Source organism: Chitinophaga sp. W3I9 (genome assembly GCF_050434025.1).
In the GTDB taxonomy this organism is placed as follows: domain Bacteria; phylum Bacteroidota; class Bacteroidia; order Chitinophagales; family Chitinophagaceae; genus Chitinophaga.
Genome location: NZ_JBNPWC010000001.1, coordinates 2,446,997 through 2,461,446 on the forward strand (window position 1 = coordinate 2,446,997; position 14,450 = coordinate 2,461,446).

A 14,450-nucleotide genomic window follows, 5' to 3' on the forward strand; every position below is an offset into this window, starting at 1 on the left:
AATTAATAACTCTGGGAAGAGTTGGATCTTTAGGGACTTTGACTCAGAAAGCAAATATCATCACAGCATCTTCGGAGCAAATTGGATTTTTAATGCTTATTTCATGGCCATGGGATGGAATACATGGAAAGCATTTTATACAATATATAGCATTTTTTACTGATTAGAATTTTATTCTTCCTGTTTATTGATCAATAGCATTGCAAACTCCGATATTTCCGGAGTTTTGTTATTAAACTCCAATGTTTCGGAGTAACCTGCCTGTATTTTTTTCGCCCCCGCCTGATTGATATTTTTCTAAAAAATTGTTTTTCAATTCATTAATGATCTACACTTTTCTGGTAGGGTTGTTTCTGCTAAATGGCATGTAAGTAGCCATGAAACAACAAAACCATTTGTATGACATATTCAACTCAATGGGACCCAACTACCCCTATCGATCCTAAAAAAGGTTTCAGGATCCACCTAATTGTTTTCCTGCTTGCCACCCCGGCGACCTGGCTGGTATGGTACCTCACCGACCGGACCTATCCCTGGCCGCTGTGGTCCACACCAGCGTGGGCAATAGGTATACTCTTTCATTACCTCGGGGTATTTGTTTTCAAAAAATCAAAAAGCAATTAAAGACCAGGATTATGAATCAGCAACCAAAAACATTCAGGCGTATTGTAACAGGTCATGATGCAAACGGGAAGGCAATCATTATTTCAGATGCTCCTCCAGTACATACACAACTTGTTGGCGGCCCTGGTGGTCCTACTTTTTTTGAAGTATGGCATACGTTGGAAACACCTGCTTTTATTCAGGCTCAACCGGATGAGCGGGATGAACCGGGTTTGGTATTGCCGCCCCCTAAAAGTGGTACCCGCATCCGGGTCATCGAATTTCCACCGGAAGGCGAAGAAATACAGAAACTTACCTCTGCAGATGCTGCCGCGAAATTCAGGATTATGGGTGATGAGAAGGCCTCCACATCAGATGGAGCTGCACCTCATCCCCTGATGCATCGGACAAAAACGGTGGATTATGGGATCGTACTTGAAGGAGAGATAACATTGATCCTTGATCGCGGGGAGACCATCATCCAGGCTGGTGATATTGTTATTCAGAACGGCACCAATCATGCCTGGGCTAACCGGTCCGGTAAGATCTGCCGTATGATGTTTATGCTGATCGATGGGCAGTTTGCCAGTGAAATTATTTAATCCACAAACAAGCGTCATGCGTATAAAACCATTGCCACCAGCTATTCTTAGTCCTGAAGTCCGCAGTGTGCACAACGAGATAGCCAGTCTTGTTGGCCGAAGTCAAAGCCAGGTAAACATGCTTGATGCGCAGGGAGCCTTGTTAGGCCCTTTCGCGCCGATGCTGCACTATCCGCAGTTTGGCATACCAGCCCTGAGTTTTCTGCGGACGCTCGACACGCATGCAACACTTTCTAAAACAGTAAGGGAAGTTGCCATTTTAACGGTAGGTGGCGTTTATGGTGCCCGCTTTGAGCTTTACGCACATGAGATCATGGCAGCAGCTTTTGACATTGCGCCGGGTATTATCGCCACACTTGCCGCTGGCAGCCGTCCATCCGGTTTAAACGAACAGGAGGCCATCGTGCACGACATTGTGCATGCCTTGGTGACTGGTCACATTGTTCCGGATTCAACCTATAATCATGCGGTAAATCTGCTGGGAAAGGATGGTGTGGCAGAACTTTTCTTCCTGATCAGCGGCTACACTTTCATCGCTATGATTCTGAACGGATTTGACATACCGGCGCCTGGCAATAATGAATAAATATACTAATCAGTCAACTGGACAAAACCGGCATCAACAATAAATTCTTACAAAATGAAAAAAATAGTTTTATCGCTGCTAACTGCAGCTTTCACACTTTCGACATTGGCATCATGCAATAATAATGATGATGACAAGATTGCCAAAAACCAGACCTATGTGTTGGTACATGGTGCCTGGCAGGCGCCTTATGTATGGAATGCCGTACGTAGCGATCTGGAACAAAAAGGCAACAAAGTAATTGTCGTAGAACTTCCGGGACATGGTAGCGACCAAACACCGGCTCACACGCTTACTTTAAATGTTTACCGGGATAAAGTGATCGACGCGATCAATAAAGCAGGTGAAAAAGTAATCCTGGTAGGGCACAGCATGGGCGGCGTAGTGGTAACCGCGGTAGCGGAGAAAGTGCCGGCCCAAATCAGTAAGCTGGTTTATATCGGAGCCTTTGTTCCAACATCAGGACAAACGCTTGGCGACCTGGCAAATTCGGACCCTGACTCAAAACTTGGCCCGTTGCTAACGCTGTCTGCTGATAAGCTGACACTTGATGTAGCGCGCGACAGTCTGACCTATTTGTTCATCAACGATGGTACGCCGGCCGCCAAGCAACAGGTAATTGATAACTATCGCGCTGAACCGGCCATTCCATTTGGCGACAAGGTTACCTTAACCGCAGCCGCCTTTGGCACGGTAGAAAAGGTGTATATCAAAACGCTTCGGGACATTGTGATCTCACCGGGTCTGCAGGATCGTATGATCGCCGGAGCCGGTATCAAAACCATTTACAGTGTAAATACCAGCCACTCGCCATTCCTGTCTCAACCGCAGGTAGTTGCAGACCTGTTGCTTAAGATAGCACAATAGCACAGGGTGAAGCAAATTGATGAAAACTAAAAACAAAAAGTAATGGCAACAAAAATGTTTTTATCACTATTCAATAAGGTTTCTGTATTTATAATTATGTGCCTCTTGGTTAGCAGCCCATTTGCAATGGCAGAAAAACGGGATAATATGGAGAAGAATCCATTGGTAGCAGCAGGTCATAGCCAAACGGAAGAAGTAGCCGCGTTAACCAGGTACGAGGTGAAGAAAAGGTACAAAAAGAAGTTCAGCAAAGCGCTTCGTAAGTACGTGAAGTATGCTATCGCTCATAAAAGCAACATTATGGCAGAAGCGTATTATGAGCAGGAAAACCTTTCCGTGTTGTGGCTTATAGAAAGATGGGGTAGCAAAAACGGGTTGGAGAACGTGAGAGGAGGTGTGAAATACAACCCAATAAAGTTATTATCTGAAAAGAGGCTGATACAACCTGCAAAAACGATCTACATAAAAGACCTGGAGCCGATTTCAAAGAACGAATGGCAGCGGAGGCCCCTAAAAGAAGACAAGCCAATCACTATCATGTTGTTTGTGGATAGCCGGGAAGGGACCGAAGGTAATTTTAAAGAAGTGTATCACACTGCCATGCCGCAGTTCCGGAGCGAGCCAGGTGTTATTAATTACCAGCTTTCACAACTGGAAGAAGATAGTACCCGGTTTGTTACTTATGAAAAATTCAGGAGTGAAGATGCCTTCCGGTATCATCTGGATTTTCCTCCTATACAACCTGTGATCGATTATTTGAATACCAGCATCAAAAAGCAGCCTTTTCAAACGGGTCTTCACAGGCTGATAGCCTTTGCCCCTTGAAGGCGGCAATGACTTAAACACAATCATTTATAACAATAAAAATTTAGAAATGAAAGCTATTCATCAAATCGTCATGACAGGCATGGCAGGGGTTCTTACTGTATTCAATGCGGAGGCTCAGGATAAAGTAAGCACTACACGGATCAATGACCATGAGCTGTCTGTATTGAATCAGTTGGCTTCTCCTTCAGTAGTGGTAAACATGCCCGTATCACAATTATTAAATGCTCCCGGAAACGAGGCTTTGCGGGCTTTCTTTTTTACTCCTGTAAAGGATGTAACCGTATTAAAAGGTAAAAAAATAGCTGTAATCGCTGCCGACGGTTTCGAGGAAATTGAATTACTGGGGCCCGTGTGGTATTTCAGGCAACTGGGTGCTACAGTAGATATCGTGGCACCAAAATACGTTCCTGCGCCCGAAAGATATGGCCTTATGTTTCCTGAAATGGCAAAAACACATATCATGGCCATACAATACTTACAGCCTGTGGGCTGGCTAAAATTCGACCGTACTGCGGATCAGATCCAGGTAAGTGATTACGACGCTGTGTTCATTCCAGGTGGTGCATGGAACCCTGATAACTTACGCTACGATAAGGATGTAATAAAATTTATACAGGATTTCAACAGATCGGGAAAACTGATCGCGGCAATCTGTCATGCACCTGTTGTATTAGCATCTGCCGATATTTTGAAAGGTAGAAAATTAACAGGTTATTGGAATATACAGGTAGATTTGAAGAATGCAGGCGGGATTGTATTGGAGCAACCTGTGGTAACAGACGGAAACCTGATTACCAGCAGGCATCCTATTGATGTAGCTGATTTTTCAAGGGCAGTGGAAAGTTGGTTGGTAAAGAAATGATCAAAGGAGGTGTAGTCCGGTTATAAACTAAATTCCAGGTATGAAAGCATTAATCATAGGGGCAACAGGGGCTACCGGCAAAGATCTTGTGCGGGTATTGTTGCAAGACCGTGACTACACAGCCGTTGTAATATTTGTGCGCCGTTCCACCGGAATTGTTCATCCCAAACTGATAGAGATCGTGATTGATTTCAACAAATTAGAAAATGAATCTGAGGTTATCAAAGGAGATGTATGGTTTTCATGTTTGGGAACCACTATGAAAGTAGCTGGTTCGAAGGAAAAGCAATGGCATATAGATTATGATATTCCTGCAAAATTTGCTGAAATAGCCAAACGAAACGGTGTTACCAAAGCAGTGCTGCTATCCGCCTACGGCGCTTCTGCCAAAAGCAGTGTATTTTATTCCAGGGTAAAGGGCAATCTGGAGGACAGGATAGCCAGCCTGGCATTTGAGCAATACATCATTTTCAGACCGGGATTATTGCTGCGGAAGAATACCAACCGGTTGGGTGAACGAATGACCGCGGGGGCATTAAAAGTGCTGAATTTTTTGGGATTGATCAGGAAGTTCCGTCCATTACCTACGTTTACGCTTGCTGAGAAAATGGCCAAAGCTCCGAAAGTACTCGCGCCCGGAATGCACGTCATAGAGCTGGATAGAATATTCAGGTTTTAGAACAGTGTAAAGATCGTGACGGAAATTATCGAAGATGGAAATTTTCTCCCTATTTCAGCAAATTTTCAATAGCTCCCTTCAATGACGCATCACTGGGTCGTGGCGCATTGTTATTGGATAACTTACCTGTTTTATCAATCAAAACATAATGCGGGATACCATTTACATTATACGCTTTACATACCGGGTGGGCTGTCCATCCTTCCGCCACCAGGTTTACGCCTTCCAGATGATATTTCTTAAGGGCATCTTTCCATTTCACTTCTGTTTCATCCACACAGATATTCAGAAATACCACTTCCTTATGCTCAAAGTCTTTATGCAGCTGCGGCACATGGTTTTGGATATCATAAATGCAGGGCCCGCAGCCTACTCCCCAAAAATCAATGTACACTACTTTTCCTTTATAATCTTTTAGAGAGATATTTTTCCCGGTGGCATCTGTTAAAGTGAAATCAGGCGCCGGGCTTCCCGGTTTTAAATGTGCAATCGTGGTATAATATTGCTGCAGCGTATCCTTCAGGAAAGGCGTGTTGCAGGTATTCATAAACGCATCATATACTTTTTTTACATCGTTAAATTCGTAATATTCAAACCCACTCATGATACTGTTAGTAATAAACCAATCCTTCATAGCCGTGAAAGGAATATTGGCCTCCGCCAGGTGATAATAGTCCATTGTGTAATTAGATTTTGTATTGGGAGCGGTTTGGATACTTGCGCTTATAGTTGCATTAAACGGACGGGCCATGCGCAGATAATTATAAATGAAAGTACGGTATTCCGGTACGTTCCAAAACCAGTTTTCATTTAACGTTTTGTAATGAGTAGTTTGGATGGTGCTATGCTTTTGTGTGTAGTTGCCAACGCTATCCGCTATAAAGCTCAGCCCAAACTTTGGCAGCAGCCGCTGCATAAACAACAGGTTCGAATACTCAAAATACAAGGCACTGATTTGCCTGGTAGAGAATTGGGAAAAAGTATCCGTTACTTCAAATATGCTTTTTGCCTGGCTGTTAAAGAGCAGGTTTATCTTTTTAAATTTTTCTTCTGCAGTGAGGTCTTTCATTTCAGTACTCAACTGTTGATTGAGATTGCTAAATGGTTCCGACAGGACTTTATGCAGTTGTAATTGTTGCGTTATCTCTTTCGTGCGTCCCTCGTTCTGGGCGCGGATAGTAAGGGAGGATACTTCTTCCTTCTGATCCCATTGCAGGTAAATCGTATCCTTGTCTGCCACCGTAAACCAGGGACGATCGTCGTCCAGGTATAAGTATATATGCTGCCGTTGCTGCACCGGCACCGTTTGTTCAAAACTTCCGTCGGCTTTGATCCGGATCGTATCTCCAAAACTGCCAAAAAAGGTGGACATCCCGAATTCGTACACTTTATCTTTATAATGCTTCACTTTTCCCTTAAGAACAAATTGACCCGGATGGCTAAAATCCTGTGCATACAGGAAAACAGGGACCAACAAAAAGGGAAGGAACAGTGGGAAAAGTTTGTGCTTCATAGCGGTATGTGCGTTTTAATGGGATCCGGTGACAAAATTGCTCTGCCATTATCATATAAGATAAGCAGAAAGTTGATATGATCCTATCCTCTTGTATTTTTAAAACAAATGAATAAATTTGCTGTATGAGAATGACTGTGATGTTATAATATAAAATTTTCAAGTCCACTAAGACCAATGTGCCCCGAGGGGCATCAATTCTTTATTGTCTGAACTTTTATAGTATAACATGATGCATAATACCCTGAATCCTCAACAAATACAGTCATTTATTACTGACGGCTTTGTCCGTATCGATAACGCTTTTTCTGCTGATCTTGCGAGCGAAGCAAGAGATATTCTTTGGAAAGATATTCCGGCCGATCCCAACGACAGCAACACCTGGACAAAACCGGTCGTTTGGCTGGGTATGTATACACAGGAGCCATTTATTAAGGCTGCGAATACCACCGTTCTTCATAGTGCATTCGATCAGCTGGCCGGTAAAGAAAAATGGATTCCCTGTATGAGCATGGGGTCCTTTCCCATTCGTTTCCCGTCGGAAGTTGATTCCGGGGATACCGGTTGGCATGTAGATGCAAGTTTTGCCGGTGTAGATCCTAATGACTTTTTCGCAGCCAGAATCAATGTAAACTCTAAAGGCCGTGCCTTGCTGATGCTGTTTCTATTTTCGGATGTGGGCGAGTGGGATGCGCCAACCAGGATTTTAAAGGGCTCACATATGGATGTTGCCCGATTGCTGGCGCCGGAAGGTGAAGACGGACTTTCTTTCATGGAACTGGCAATGAAGTTGCCGGGATTACCTGAGAAAGAGGAAGTCCAGGCTACGGGAAAGGCCGGCACGGTATATCTCTGTCATCCGTTCCTGGTGCATGCTGCCCAGCGGCATCGTGGCCTGGTACCTAAGTTTATGGCCCAGCCACCGCTGTTACTGAGAACCGGGTTTGATATCAGTGGTTTAGGCCCGTGCAGTCCGGTAGAGGAAGCAATAAAAATCGCATTAGGTAAGTAACGTGTGTAATAAAGCAGATGTCCGGATATGCCTGCGGGATATCCGGACAATCTTTTTCCTCTGCAAAAGAAGTATTGTGACCTATTTCGCAAGCAGGGCTTGCCTTTCAAAGATTACTCCGGGCCAGCCGTGAATCATAAATTGCCTGATATTCTGGTGATCTGTGCCATCCGGTGTATTTAATACAGCCTGGTAGTGTTCTGCAAATAACAGCAGTGTATCTTCTTTGTCCAGGTTATTTAGCTGCGCGAAAGCAAACACCTTTGCACTTCCCTGGTTTTGGGTGGCTTCATTATGCACCTCTCCGTTTTTAAAGGCTGCAGGCTGGTGTTGATAGTAAGTTTCTATAAATTCAATCACCTCTTTGAAACTAAGTGAATTGTCTTTTAAATTTTTAATTAACGTAATTAGTTGTTCTTTCATCCAGCGTATGATGTATTTAAAATCAATGTGAGGCGGTGCGAAGTCTTCAGGCCCGGCATACCTCATTTAACAGGTCAAAAATAGAAAAAGATGACATCGTCTTTTTATTATTTTCATGATGGGCGCAACCATTTTTTCAACAGCCGGGTAATTACGGGCATCACTACCCATGTTAACAAGGCTACCATGCAGCCTGCGACAATAAATACCCGTAGTGGTATAGGCAGTTTTTGAAGGTAAGGACCGAGTGTGTATGTTAACAACAGGCTGGTGGGGAAAACACCGCATAAGGTGGTAATGGCCATTTTCCACCTTGGTGGCGGCAAAGGGTAGCGGAACCAGGCTTCCAGCCCGGTTAGCGGCCTGTAAACCGGTTCCTCGGTAAGTTTTGAGGCAAAGTCTTCCCAGTCTCTAAAAAGCTTTGAATTATAAAATGCGTCTCTTTCTGCTTCATCAGCAAAAGTTCGTAAGATGCCAATTTCATTGGAATCTGAACCCGGCAGCGACGTGATCATGGCAGCGCCGTGAACGCCGCCATGAATAAATGATTCACCGAGGAATTGCCTGAGCGCTTCTTTAAATTCCTCTTCTTTTCCGGGAAGCACTTTTCTTGTAATGGCTACATGTATCGACATCTGTTAAATAATATTTAAAGGGAGCAACAAATAAATATACAAAAAATGTGTTCCCGGATGCCGATGGGTTTATAGTCGCTCTACGCTGCTGATTCCACTAAATCCGCGATATAAGCTTTTAATGTGGTTGTACCCCTGACAGGATTGGGATCCTCGTATTTTTCCTTGAGCGTAACATGGGTCATTGCTGCCATTGATTTTGCTGCCGGCTCTGAAAAGCCGGCGTCTTTAAGCGCCTGCATCCAGTTGGTTTCGGGAATTTCCACTGCTTTGACGTCTTTACCCAATGCAGCAGAAAAAGCTTCTGCCACATCGGTTGCCGAGTATTGTTGCGGACCTTCTACATAGTGCAGTCCGGTTTGGGTAACTGGTTCCAGCATGAGCCGGGCAGCTACGCTGCCAATATCCCCTGGACAAACCATTGGCAGTTTAAAATCAACGGGATAAAAGGTATAAACAATACCCGATTCACGCGCTGTTGCCAGCGAAGTGGCCCAGTTGCTCATGTAATAAGCGCCGCGGATAATACTGGCAGGCACATTCATTTCAGCTAATTGCTGTTCCATGTTATATAGCACACCCAGGTCGCCCAGGCCATCCCCGGGTTGTGCACCATAAGTAGACTCCGCTACTACTTTTTTTATCTGTGATTCACCGAGTGCGGTAAGAATAGCGTTCAGGGTTTCTTTTTCCTGTGCTACGGTATCTGTTGACGGATCAGCCGGGGGATTGAGCAGAAATAATTTTTCGCCGGTATTAAATATTTTCTGCAAACGCTTTACATCCAGCGCATCAGCGATGGCCACTTCGGCTCCCTTTTGTTCCCATTGTTGTTTCTTTTTAGGATCGCGGGAGATAATGGTAACCGGCTCCCCCTTTTTAATCAGGGTTTCTGCCAATGCAGACCCTATATGTCCTGTGCCGCCTAAAACAATATGCATACATCAGTAGTTTGGTGTGCGGATGGAACCCACAAATCATACCATGATGCTGCCAATAACAACAGCTTCCCATAAGAGAAGCTGCTGGTGGAATGATAGCAATAAAAGTGGCTGTCAGTAGAATACAGCGATGCTGTCTGCTTTCCAGTTGGTGTCGTTGAGGTCTACTTCTATACCACTGCTGGTTGGCGCAAAGAGATTACCCTTTAAAACGGTGCGTTTGTTAGTTTCAAACTTAACATTGTTAATAACTTTGTTGGCCAGCAAATTGCCCAGTCTGCTCCGGCAGACAATGGTTATCGAAGGCACGATGTAACTGCCCTGCAGGGGAAAATATGCCTGTGTTTTAAAGCCCGGCTTTCCCTGGTTATAGGTGGGTATCTGGAACGTATAGCCCATGTAATTCGAATAAGCGGTACCGTTGGCTGGGTTGCTCACTTCCCCGGTTGGGAAATTAAACACCCGTGGGATGCCCCCAAACTGGATGTCCATCCAGGCAGCATCAGCAGGTAGCGGGTCCTGGATAATAAATTGCAGCCTTGCCACAATACGATCCAGGGAAACTTTGGCGTTAGCCGGTCCGTTTACCACCATTTCAAAGTGAGTGCTGAAGGCATCACTGCCGGGATATTTAAACCCGGCATTGGTGATGTAGGAAAGATACTTGTCGCCCGCAGCCAGCAAAGTAAACTTGTAATTACCCGGCGGCAATGTATCCCTGATTACACCAAAAGAAGGGGTACCAACTTCCTGCATAATTTCATGTTTTATGGCTGCCTGTGCACCCGTACCATACACTTTGTAGTAAAGGTATTTTACATGACCATCCAGGGAATCTTTTGCAGTTGCAGCGTCGCCGGCGATGCGGCCAAAGCTGTCCAGCTGCTGGGTAAAATCATCGATATTAAAGGTGACGGGGAAGACAGGTCCGGCGCTGGCTTCAGCGTTGGCAGGTTGTTCAACGCTTTTGTTACAGGACATGAATAGTATGGCACCGGCAAGCCATACCAGGGGAGCAGTTTTAGACATGGTTGAAGAATTTAGGTAGATTAAGTTAACTTTATTCCGTGCCTTTTTTGTTACTTGTAGTAGTAGAGTTTGGAGGGGATGCCAGCCTTTTAAACGCCAGATGTGATCGGGAATTTTTTCCTGCCTGTAAATTTTATAAAGTTTTATCTTGATCAAAAAAAATTCTGTGGGATAAACTTAATATAATATATTTGACTGTCGCTTAGGCGATTAGTTTGAAGCTTTATACCTATAAAATTAATACCTATAAAATTACCCATACTATGAAAACATCTGATCGAACAGATCTGCCGTGTTGCAGGATTGCCCTTGCTTTTCAACAGGCTCAAGCTGTATTTATTTAGAAGATCATCTGTACATGGATTAATGTCCTGAGAATGTTTATTGTGCCCTGGCCCCAGAGGATTAAACGTCTCTGACGGGCTGAATAATTAAGTTAACCTTTGTATCCCTTTTGAAAAGTATTGCCGCTATATCAATTATGGTACTTCTTATCCTTGCCTGTGACGTTAAGGCGCAGCTCTGCCTGCCCGGTAGCAGTGGAAGGGAGTCTGATACCAGCTTTTTCTTTATTCACACCAGCTGCAAAATGAAATTACCGGTATTGGTAGTGTTGTATGAATCGCCACGCGGAGACACACATTACCAGTCTATCCGCCGTAAACATACTGATACGGTACCAATACCTGTTGAAGTACGCCATTCACCTTTTTTAGTGGTTCACGGTAATGTTACCTACGATGGTTACTATCAGTCCAATACAGATACTCCTTATCTCGAGAAGGATATCTATCAGCATACTGTACAAACAACATTAGATATAACAGTGAAGGACCAGTATCCTTTGCATTTTTCATTCAGCACCAGCAAAAGCAATTCGCAGTTATTCCGCAATATTACCGGTATTAACTTTCAATACACCAACCAGGACTTTAAAAATATGTTGTTGGCCAAAGCGAAGGGGTGGGATGCAGGTAAGTTAAAGCAAAAGGTGGCATTAGAGCAGCTGAAAGCCAGGTTGGATAATGACTGGAATAAACTTAATCAATTAAAGTCGTGGTTCACGGCCCCGGGACAGTTACAGAAAATGGCCGAGTCCAGGGAGCGGGAGTACCGGTTGAAAATACAGGATTCGTTGGCGCAGCTGGCAACACGTTTACATCGTCCTTCCTTAGATAGTTTAGGGAACTTGCCGGAGATAAAGCTTTCCCGCAGGGATAGTTTGTTGCTGGTGTTTCGTCAGGAGTATGAAGCTAAGAAAGTGTTGTTTGATTCCCTGCAGCAGGCATACACTAAAAATGAGCGGTTGTTCCACCAGAAGGAAAAAGCCTATAGTGCGCGGAAAGGCAGTTTGATGGATGCCTTGCAGCATAGCCGGGATGATCTGGATTTGATGAATAACCTGGAAACATTAAATCTTCCGGATTCTTTGTTGCCAAAGGGATATAAAATATTGTTGTCTGTTAAATCATTCGGGGTAGGACGCACTATGGTGGATTATTCGGAGTTGACGGCAAAGAATATTAGCATCATGGGTGTACAAACGGAAGTAAATCCTTCCTGGTATGTGGCATTTGCAACGGGGGCGGTCGATTACCGGTTCCGTGATTTCATTGTGAATGATAACCGTGTCCGCCAATACCTCAATATGATAAGGGTAGGAGCCGGAAGGAAAGAAGGGAATCATGTGATCCTTTCTTATTACACGGGAAAAAAGCAGGTATATAATTTCAATACAAATCCTCCTGCCGGCGGCGTTGTGGAAATACCGGATTATAAGATAATGGGATTGTCGCTGGAAGGCCGGTGGCAACCTGATAAGAACAACTACATAATCGGGGAAGTCGCTAAATCATCACTTCCTTTTTACGCCAGGAGTGCAGCACATCAGGGCCTGGGAAACAGTATGCTCACTTTCGATGATCACAGCAATGAAGCTTATGCGGTAAGCGCTTTTTCATATCTACCGGCTACGTCTACACGTATTAACGGGATGTATAAAAGTATGGGTGCTAATTTCCAGTCGTTCAGCCTGTATGCTTCCGGCTCTTCACAGGATGCCTGGATGGTGCAGTTAACCCAGCCGTTTTTCAGACAGCAGCTTACGCTGACAGGAGGTGTAAGGCAGAATATGTACACCAGTGTATTTGATAATGCCAGTTACAGGAGCAATACCATCTTTAAAAGTATACAGGCTACTTTCCGGCGTAGGAAATGGCCCGTGTTGTCGCTTGGATATTTCCCCTCTTCCCAGTTAATGAAGTTAAGTGATGACAAGTTTGTGGAGAACCTTTATTATACACTGGTGGCAACCGGTAGTTACTATTACCAGTTAAAAGGCGTCACCATGAATACTATTTTCTCCGGGACAAAATTTTATAATCAGCAGTCAGACAGCAACTTTGTGTATTTCAACAGTACTAATCTGATGTTGAATCAAACTGTTTTTCTGGGAAAATTTACCCTGAATGGTGGTGCTTCTTCTGCTACCACTACGGAGTATGCGGTATACGGTGCAGACGGAAGTGTGCAGTACAGGCCGCTGAACTGGCTGGAGCTGGGCGCGGGGCTAAAATATAATTACCAGACAGTGTATGAAATAAAGCAGGTAGGATATCTCGCAAATGCGAGGGTGAGTATCCGGAAATTCGGAGAAGTATCCCTGTCGGGGGATAAAGGATTTGTACCGGGAGTGAACCGGCAGCTGGTATCAAACAAAACAGGAAGATTAACCTATACCAAAATATTTTAAGTATTGAATATGAAGAAATTCCTATGTCTACTGATGCTGACCTGCTATTTTCGTGCAGGCGCCCAGGTTAGTATGACCGTACAGTTGCCGCCGGCCGGCGTGCTTTTAAAGGCACAGCTATGGAATATAGTACTGGTGTCGGCTTCAAATGCTACTGTGAACGTGCGGATCACCATGCGTTTTAACAGATGCCCGTACCAATCAGCCGGTGCTCACCGGTATTACGCGTACGCTGGTAATGAATAAAGGAGCCAAACAGCTGCAGGCAACGGATTTTATGCCTATTCAATATGAGTATCTTTCGGCGTCGGTAGATCGCAGTGTGAACGGATTATTGCCGGCCGGTAATTACCTCGCATGTTACAGTATCATTGTTGAGGGTGATAAATCGGGTTATCAGCCGGGCGAAGATTGTATTCCTTTTACTATTGAGCCGATAAGTCCTCCATTGCTATTGATGCCTGCGAACAAAAGCGAATCACTTACCTTATTGCCGCAGTTTACCTGGCTGCCGCCGGCGCCAATGAATATGTTCAGTGAACTGAAGTACGAGATGATACTGACAGAGATACACGGAAACCAGTCGCCTGAAGAAGCCATTCAACAAAACATACCCGTGCTGCGGGTGCCCGGCCTGCGTAATAATTTTGTTAACTATCCATCCGGCGCCACACCACTGGATACCGCCAACACGTATGCCTGGTCGGTGATAGCGCGCAACGGCAACCTGTTTGCCGCCCAAACTGAGACCTGGACTTTCCGTGTAAAAGGCATTGTGAATGTAGTGGATAATGCTGGTGGGGCATTTGTGCAGTTGAGAAGAGAACTGGATGGATCTATCATCCGGTGTGGAGAAGAAATGCAGATGAGCTATAACAATGAAACCGGAGATACCACTGCGCATTATGAACTGCTGCTGCTCGATAACACGAATAAAATTGTGTATGCAGGGGCTGTTCCGTTAAAGCGTGGAGCCAATCATATAAGTATACCATTGGGAAGGAAGCGGGGACTGGACAGCGACCAGGTGTACCTGTTCCGCTTACTGAACTCCCGGAATGAGTACTGGCAGATGAAGTTTATTTATGTGAGAGACAGGGAAACCCTGTAGAAAAAAA

16 protein-coding genes are annotated in these 14,450 nt (G+C 44.6%); 11 read left to right on the forward strand and 5 right to left on the reverse strand.

Going from position 1 to position 14,450, the window contains the following annotated elements; all coding sequences use genetic code 11:
* Nucleotides 1-399 precede the first annotated feature (399 nt).
* The 7 genes from QFZ51_RS10340 to QFZ51_RS10370 all read left to right on the forward strand — a co-directional run bounded on the left by QFZ51_RS10340 (nucleotide 400) and on the right by QFZ51_RS10370 (nucleotide 5,027).
* Complete coding sequence (locus QFZ51_RS10340; protein WP_429045578.1) at nucleotides 400-624, forward strand: 2TM domain-containing protein; 225 nt, start codon at nucleotides 400-402, stop codon at nucleotides 622-624.
* Nucleotides 625-635: 11 nt separating this feature from the next.
* The gene (locus tag QFZ51_RS10345; protein WP_429045579.1) at nucleotides 636-1,205 is read left to right on the forward strand and encodes a cupin domain-containing protein; all 570 of its coding nucleotides are present in this window, start codon (nucleotides 636-638) and stop codon (nucleotides 1,203-1,205) included.
* Between the two features lie 16 nt (nucleotides 1,206-1,221).
* Complete coding sequence (locus tag QFZ51_RS10350; RefSeq protein ID WP_429045580.1) at nucleotides 1,222-1,791, forward strand: carboxymuconolactone decarboxylase family protein; 570 nt, start codon at nucleotides 1,222-1,224, stop codon at nucleotides 1,789-1,791.
* A gap of 54 nt (nucleotides 1,792-1,845) precedes the next feature.
* On the forward strand, nucleotides 1,846-2,658 hold the full coding sequence (locus tag QFZ51_RS10355) for an alpha/beta fold hydrolase (RefSeq protein WP_429045581.1): 813 nt from the start codon (nucleotides 1,846-1,848) through the stop codon (nucleotides 2,656-2,658).
* 147 nt (nucleotides 2,659-2,805) lie between these two features.
* Entirely contained in the window at nucleotides 2,806-3,483 is a 678-nt protein-coding gene (locus QFZ51_RS10360) for a putative quinol monooxygenase (RefSeq protein WP_429045582.1), read from the forward strand.
* A 49-nt stretch (nucleotides 3,484-3,532) separates the two neighbouring features.
* The gene (locus tag QFZ51_RS10365) at nucleotides 3,533-4,348 is read left to right on the forward strand and encodes a DJ-1/PfpI/YhbO family deglycase/protease (RefSeq protein ID WP_429045583.1); all 816 of its coding nucleotides are present in this window, start codon (nucleotides 3,533-3,535) and stop codon (nucleotides 4,346-4,348) included.
* 40 nt (nucleotides 4,349-4,388) lie between these two features.
* Nucleotides 4,389-5,027: an NAD(P)H-binding protein gene (locus QFZ51_RS10370; protein WP_429045584.1), complete on the forward strand. Its 639-nt coding sequence runs from the start codon at nucleotides 4,389-4,391 to the stop codon at nucleotides 5,025-5,027.
* A gap of 49 nt (nucleotides 5,028-5,076) precedes the next feature.
* Here the strand turns inward: QFZ51_RS10370 and QFZ51_RS10375 are convergent, their stop codons facing one another.
* On the reverse strand, nucleotides 5,077-6,540 hold the full coding sequence (locus QFZ51_RS10375) for a TlpA family protein disulfide reductase (RefSeq protein WP_429045585.1): 1,464 nt from the start codon (nucleotides 6,538-6,540) through the stop codon (nucleotides 5,077-5,079).
* Nucleotides 6,541-6,769: 229 nt separating this feature from the next.
* Between QFZ51_RS10375 and QFZ51_RS10380 the strand changes: the two genes are divergently transcribed.
* Entirely contained in the window at nucleotides 6,770-7,552 is a 783-nt protein-coding gene (locus tag QFZ51_RS10380; RefSeq protein WP_429045587.1) for a phytanoyl-CoA dioxygenase family protein, read from the forward strand.
* A gap of 81 nt (nucleotides 7,553-7,633) precedes the next feature.
* Here the strand turns inward: QFZ51_RS10380 and QFZ51_RS10385 are convergent, their stop codons facing one another.
* The 4 genes from QFZ51_RS10385 to QFZ51_RS10400 form a co-directional block, all read right to left on the reverse strand.
* Nucleotides 7,634-7,975: a HopJ type III effector protein gene (locus QFZ51_RS10385; protein WP_429045588.1), complete on the reverse strand. Its 342-nt coding sequence runs from the start codon at nucleotides 7,973-7,975 to the stop codon at nucleotides 7,634-7,636.
* 113 nt (nucleotides 7,976-8,088) lie between these two features.
* The gene (locus tag QFZ51_RS10390; protein ID WP_429045589.1) at nucleotides 8,089-8,610 is read right to left on the reverse strand and encodes a hypothetical protein; all 522 of its coding nucleotides are present in this window, start codon (nucleotides 8,608-8,610) and stop codon (nucleotides 8,089-8,091) included.
* 80 nt (nucleotides 8,611-8,690) lie between these two features.
* Nucleotides 8,691-9,551, reverse strand: coding sequence for an NmrA family NAD(P)-binding protein (locus tag QFZ51_RS10395; protein WP_429045590.1), 861 nt, complete (start codon nucleotides 9,549-9,551; stop codon nucleotides 8,691-8,693).
* A gap of 114 nt (nucleotides 9,552-9,665) precedes the next feature.
* On the reverse strand, nucleotides 9,666-10,580 hold the full coding sequence (locus tag QFZ51_RS10400; RefSeq protein WP_429045591.1) for a hypothetical protein: 915 nt from the start codon (nucleotides 10,578-10,580) through the stop codon (nucleotides 9,666-9,668).
* Nucleotides 10,581-11,061: 481 nt separating this feature from the next.
* Between QFZ51_RS10400 and QFZ51_RS10405 the strand changes: the two genes are divergently transcribed.
* From QFZ51_RS10405 to QFZ51_RS10415, 3 genes are read left to right on the forward strand one after another with little or no spacing between them, the layout of a single operon-like run.
* Nucleotides 11,062-13,332, forward strand: coding sequence for a hypothetical protein (locus tag QFZ51_RS10405; protein WP_429045592.1), 2,271 nt, complete (start codon nucleotides 11,062-11,064; stop codon nucleotides 13,330-13,332).
* 9 nt (nucleotides 13,333-13,341) lie between these two features.
* The gene (locus QFZ51_RS10410) at nucleotides 13,342-13,578 is read left to right on the forward strand and encodes a hypothetical protein (RefSeq protein WP_429045593.1); all 237 of its coding nucleotides are present in this window, start codon (nucleotides 13,342-13,344) and stop codon (nucleotides 13,576-13,578) included.
* Entirely contained in the window at nucleotides 13,571-14,443 is an 873-nt protein-coding gene (locus QFZ51_RS10415) for a hypothetical protein (RefSeq protein WP_429045595.1), read from the forward strand. Before QFZ51_RS10410 ends, QFZ51_RS10415 begins: the two co-directional genes overlap by 8 nt.
* Nucleotides 14,444-14,450: the final 7 nt, after the last annotated feature.

Excerpts from the sequence above, each read along its gene's own strand:
- QFZ51_RS10340 (WP_429045578.1), top strand. The coding sequence starts at position 400 with ATGACATATTCAACTCAATGGGACCCAACTACCCCTATCGATCCTAAA.
- QFZ51_RS10345 (WP_429045579.1), top strand. The coding sequence starts at position 636 with ATGAATCAGCAACCAAAAACATTCAGGCGTATTGTAACAGGTCATGAT.
- QFZ51_RS10350 (WP_429045580.1), top strand. The coding sequence starts at position 1,222 with ATGCGTATAAAACCATTGCCACCAGCTATTCTTAGTCCTGAAGTCCGC.
- QFZ51_RS10355 (WP_429045581.1), top strand. The coding sequence starts at position 1,846 with ATGAAAAAAATAGTTTTATCGCTGCTAACTGCAGCTTTCACACTTTCG.
- QFZ51_RS10360 (WP_429045582.1), top strand. The coding sequence starts at position 2,806 with ATGGAGAAGAATCCATTGGTAGCAGCAGGTCATAGCCAAACGGAAGAA.
- QFZ51_RS10365 (WP_429045583.1), top strand. The coding sequence starts at position 3,533 with ATGAAAGCTATTCATCAAATCGTCATGACAGGCATGGCAGGGGTTCTT.
- QFZ51_RS10370 (WP_429045584.1), top strand. The coding sequence starts at position 4,389 with ATGAAAGCATTAATCATAGGGGCAACAGGGGCTACCGGCAAAGATCTT.
- QFZ51_RS10375 (WP_429045585.1), bottom strand. The coding sequence starts at position 6,540 with ATGAAGCACAAACTTTTCCCACTGTTCCTTCCCTTTTTGTTGGTCCCT.
- QFZ51_RS10380 (WP_429045587.1), top strand. The coding sequence starts at position 6,770 with ATGATGCATAATACCCTGAATCCTCAACAAATACAGTCATTTATTACT.
- QFZ51_RS10385 (WP_429045588.1), bottom strand. The coding sequence starts at position 7,975 with ATGAAAGAACAACTAATTACGTTAATTAAAAATTTAAAAGACAATTCA.
- QFZ51_RS10390 (WP_429045589.1), bottom strand. The coding sequence starts at position 8,610 with ATGTCGATACATGTAGCCATTACAAGAAAAGTGCTTCCCGGAAAAGAA.
- QFZ51_RS10395 (WP_429045590.1), bottom strand. The coding sequence starts at position 9,551 with ATGCATATTGTTTTAGGCGGCACAGGACATATAGGGTCTGCATTGGCA.
- QFZ51_RS10400 (WP_429045591.1), bottom strand. The coding sequence starts at position 10,580 with ATGTCTAAAACTGCTCCCCTGGTATGGCTTGCCGGTGCCATACTATTC.
- QFZ51_RS10405 (WP_429045592.1), top strand. The coding sequence starts at position 11,062 with ATGGTACTTCTTATCCTTGCCTGTGACGTTAAGGCGCAGCTCTGCCTG.
- QFZ51_RS10410 (WP_429045593.1), top strand. The coding sequence starts at position 13,342 with ATGAAGAAATTCCTATGTCTACTGATGCTGACCTGCTATTTTCGTGCA.
- QFZ51_RS10415 (WP_429045595.1), top strand. The coding sequence starts at position 13,571 with ATGAATAAAGGAGCCAAACAGCTGCAGGCAACGGATTTTATGCCTATT.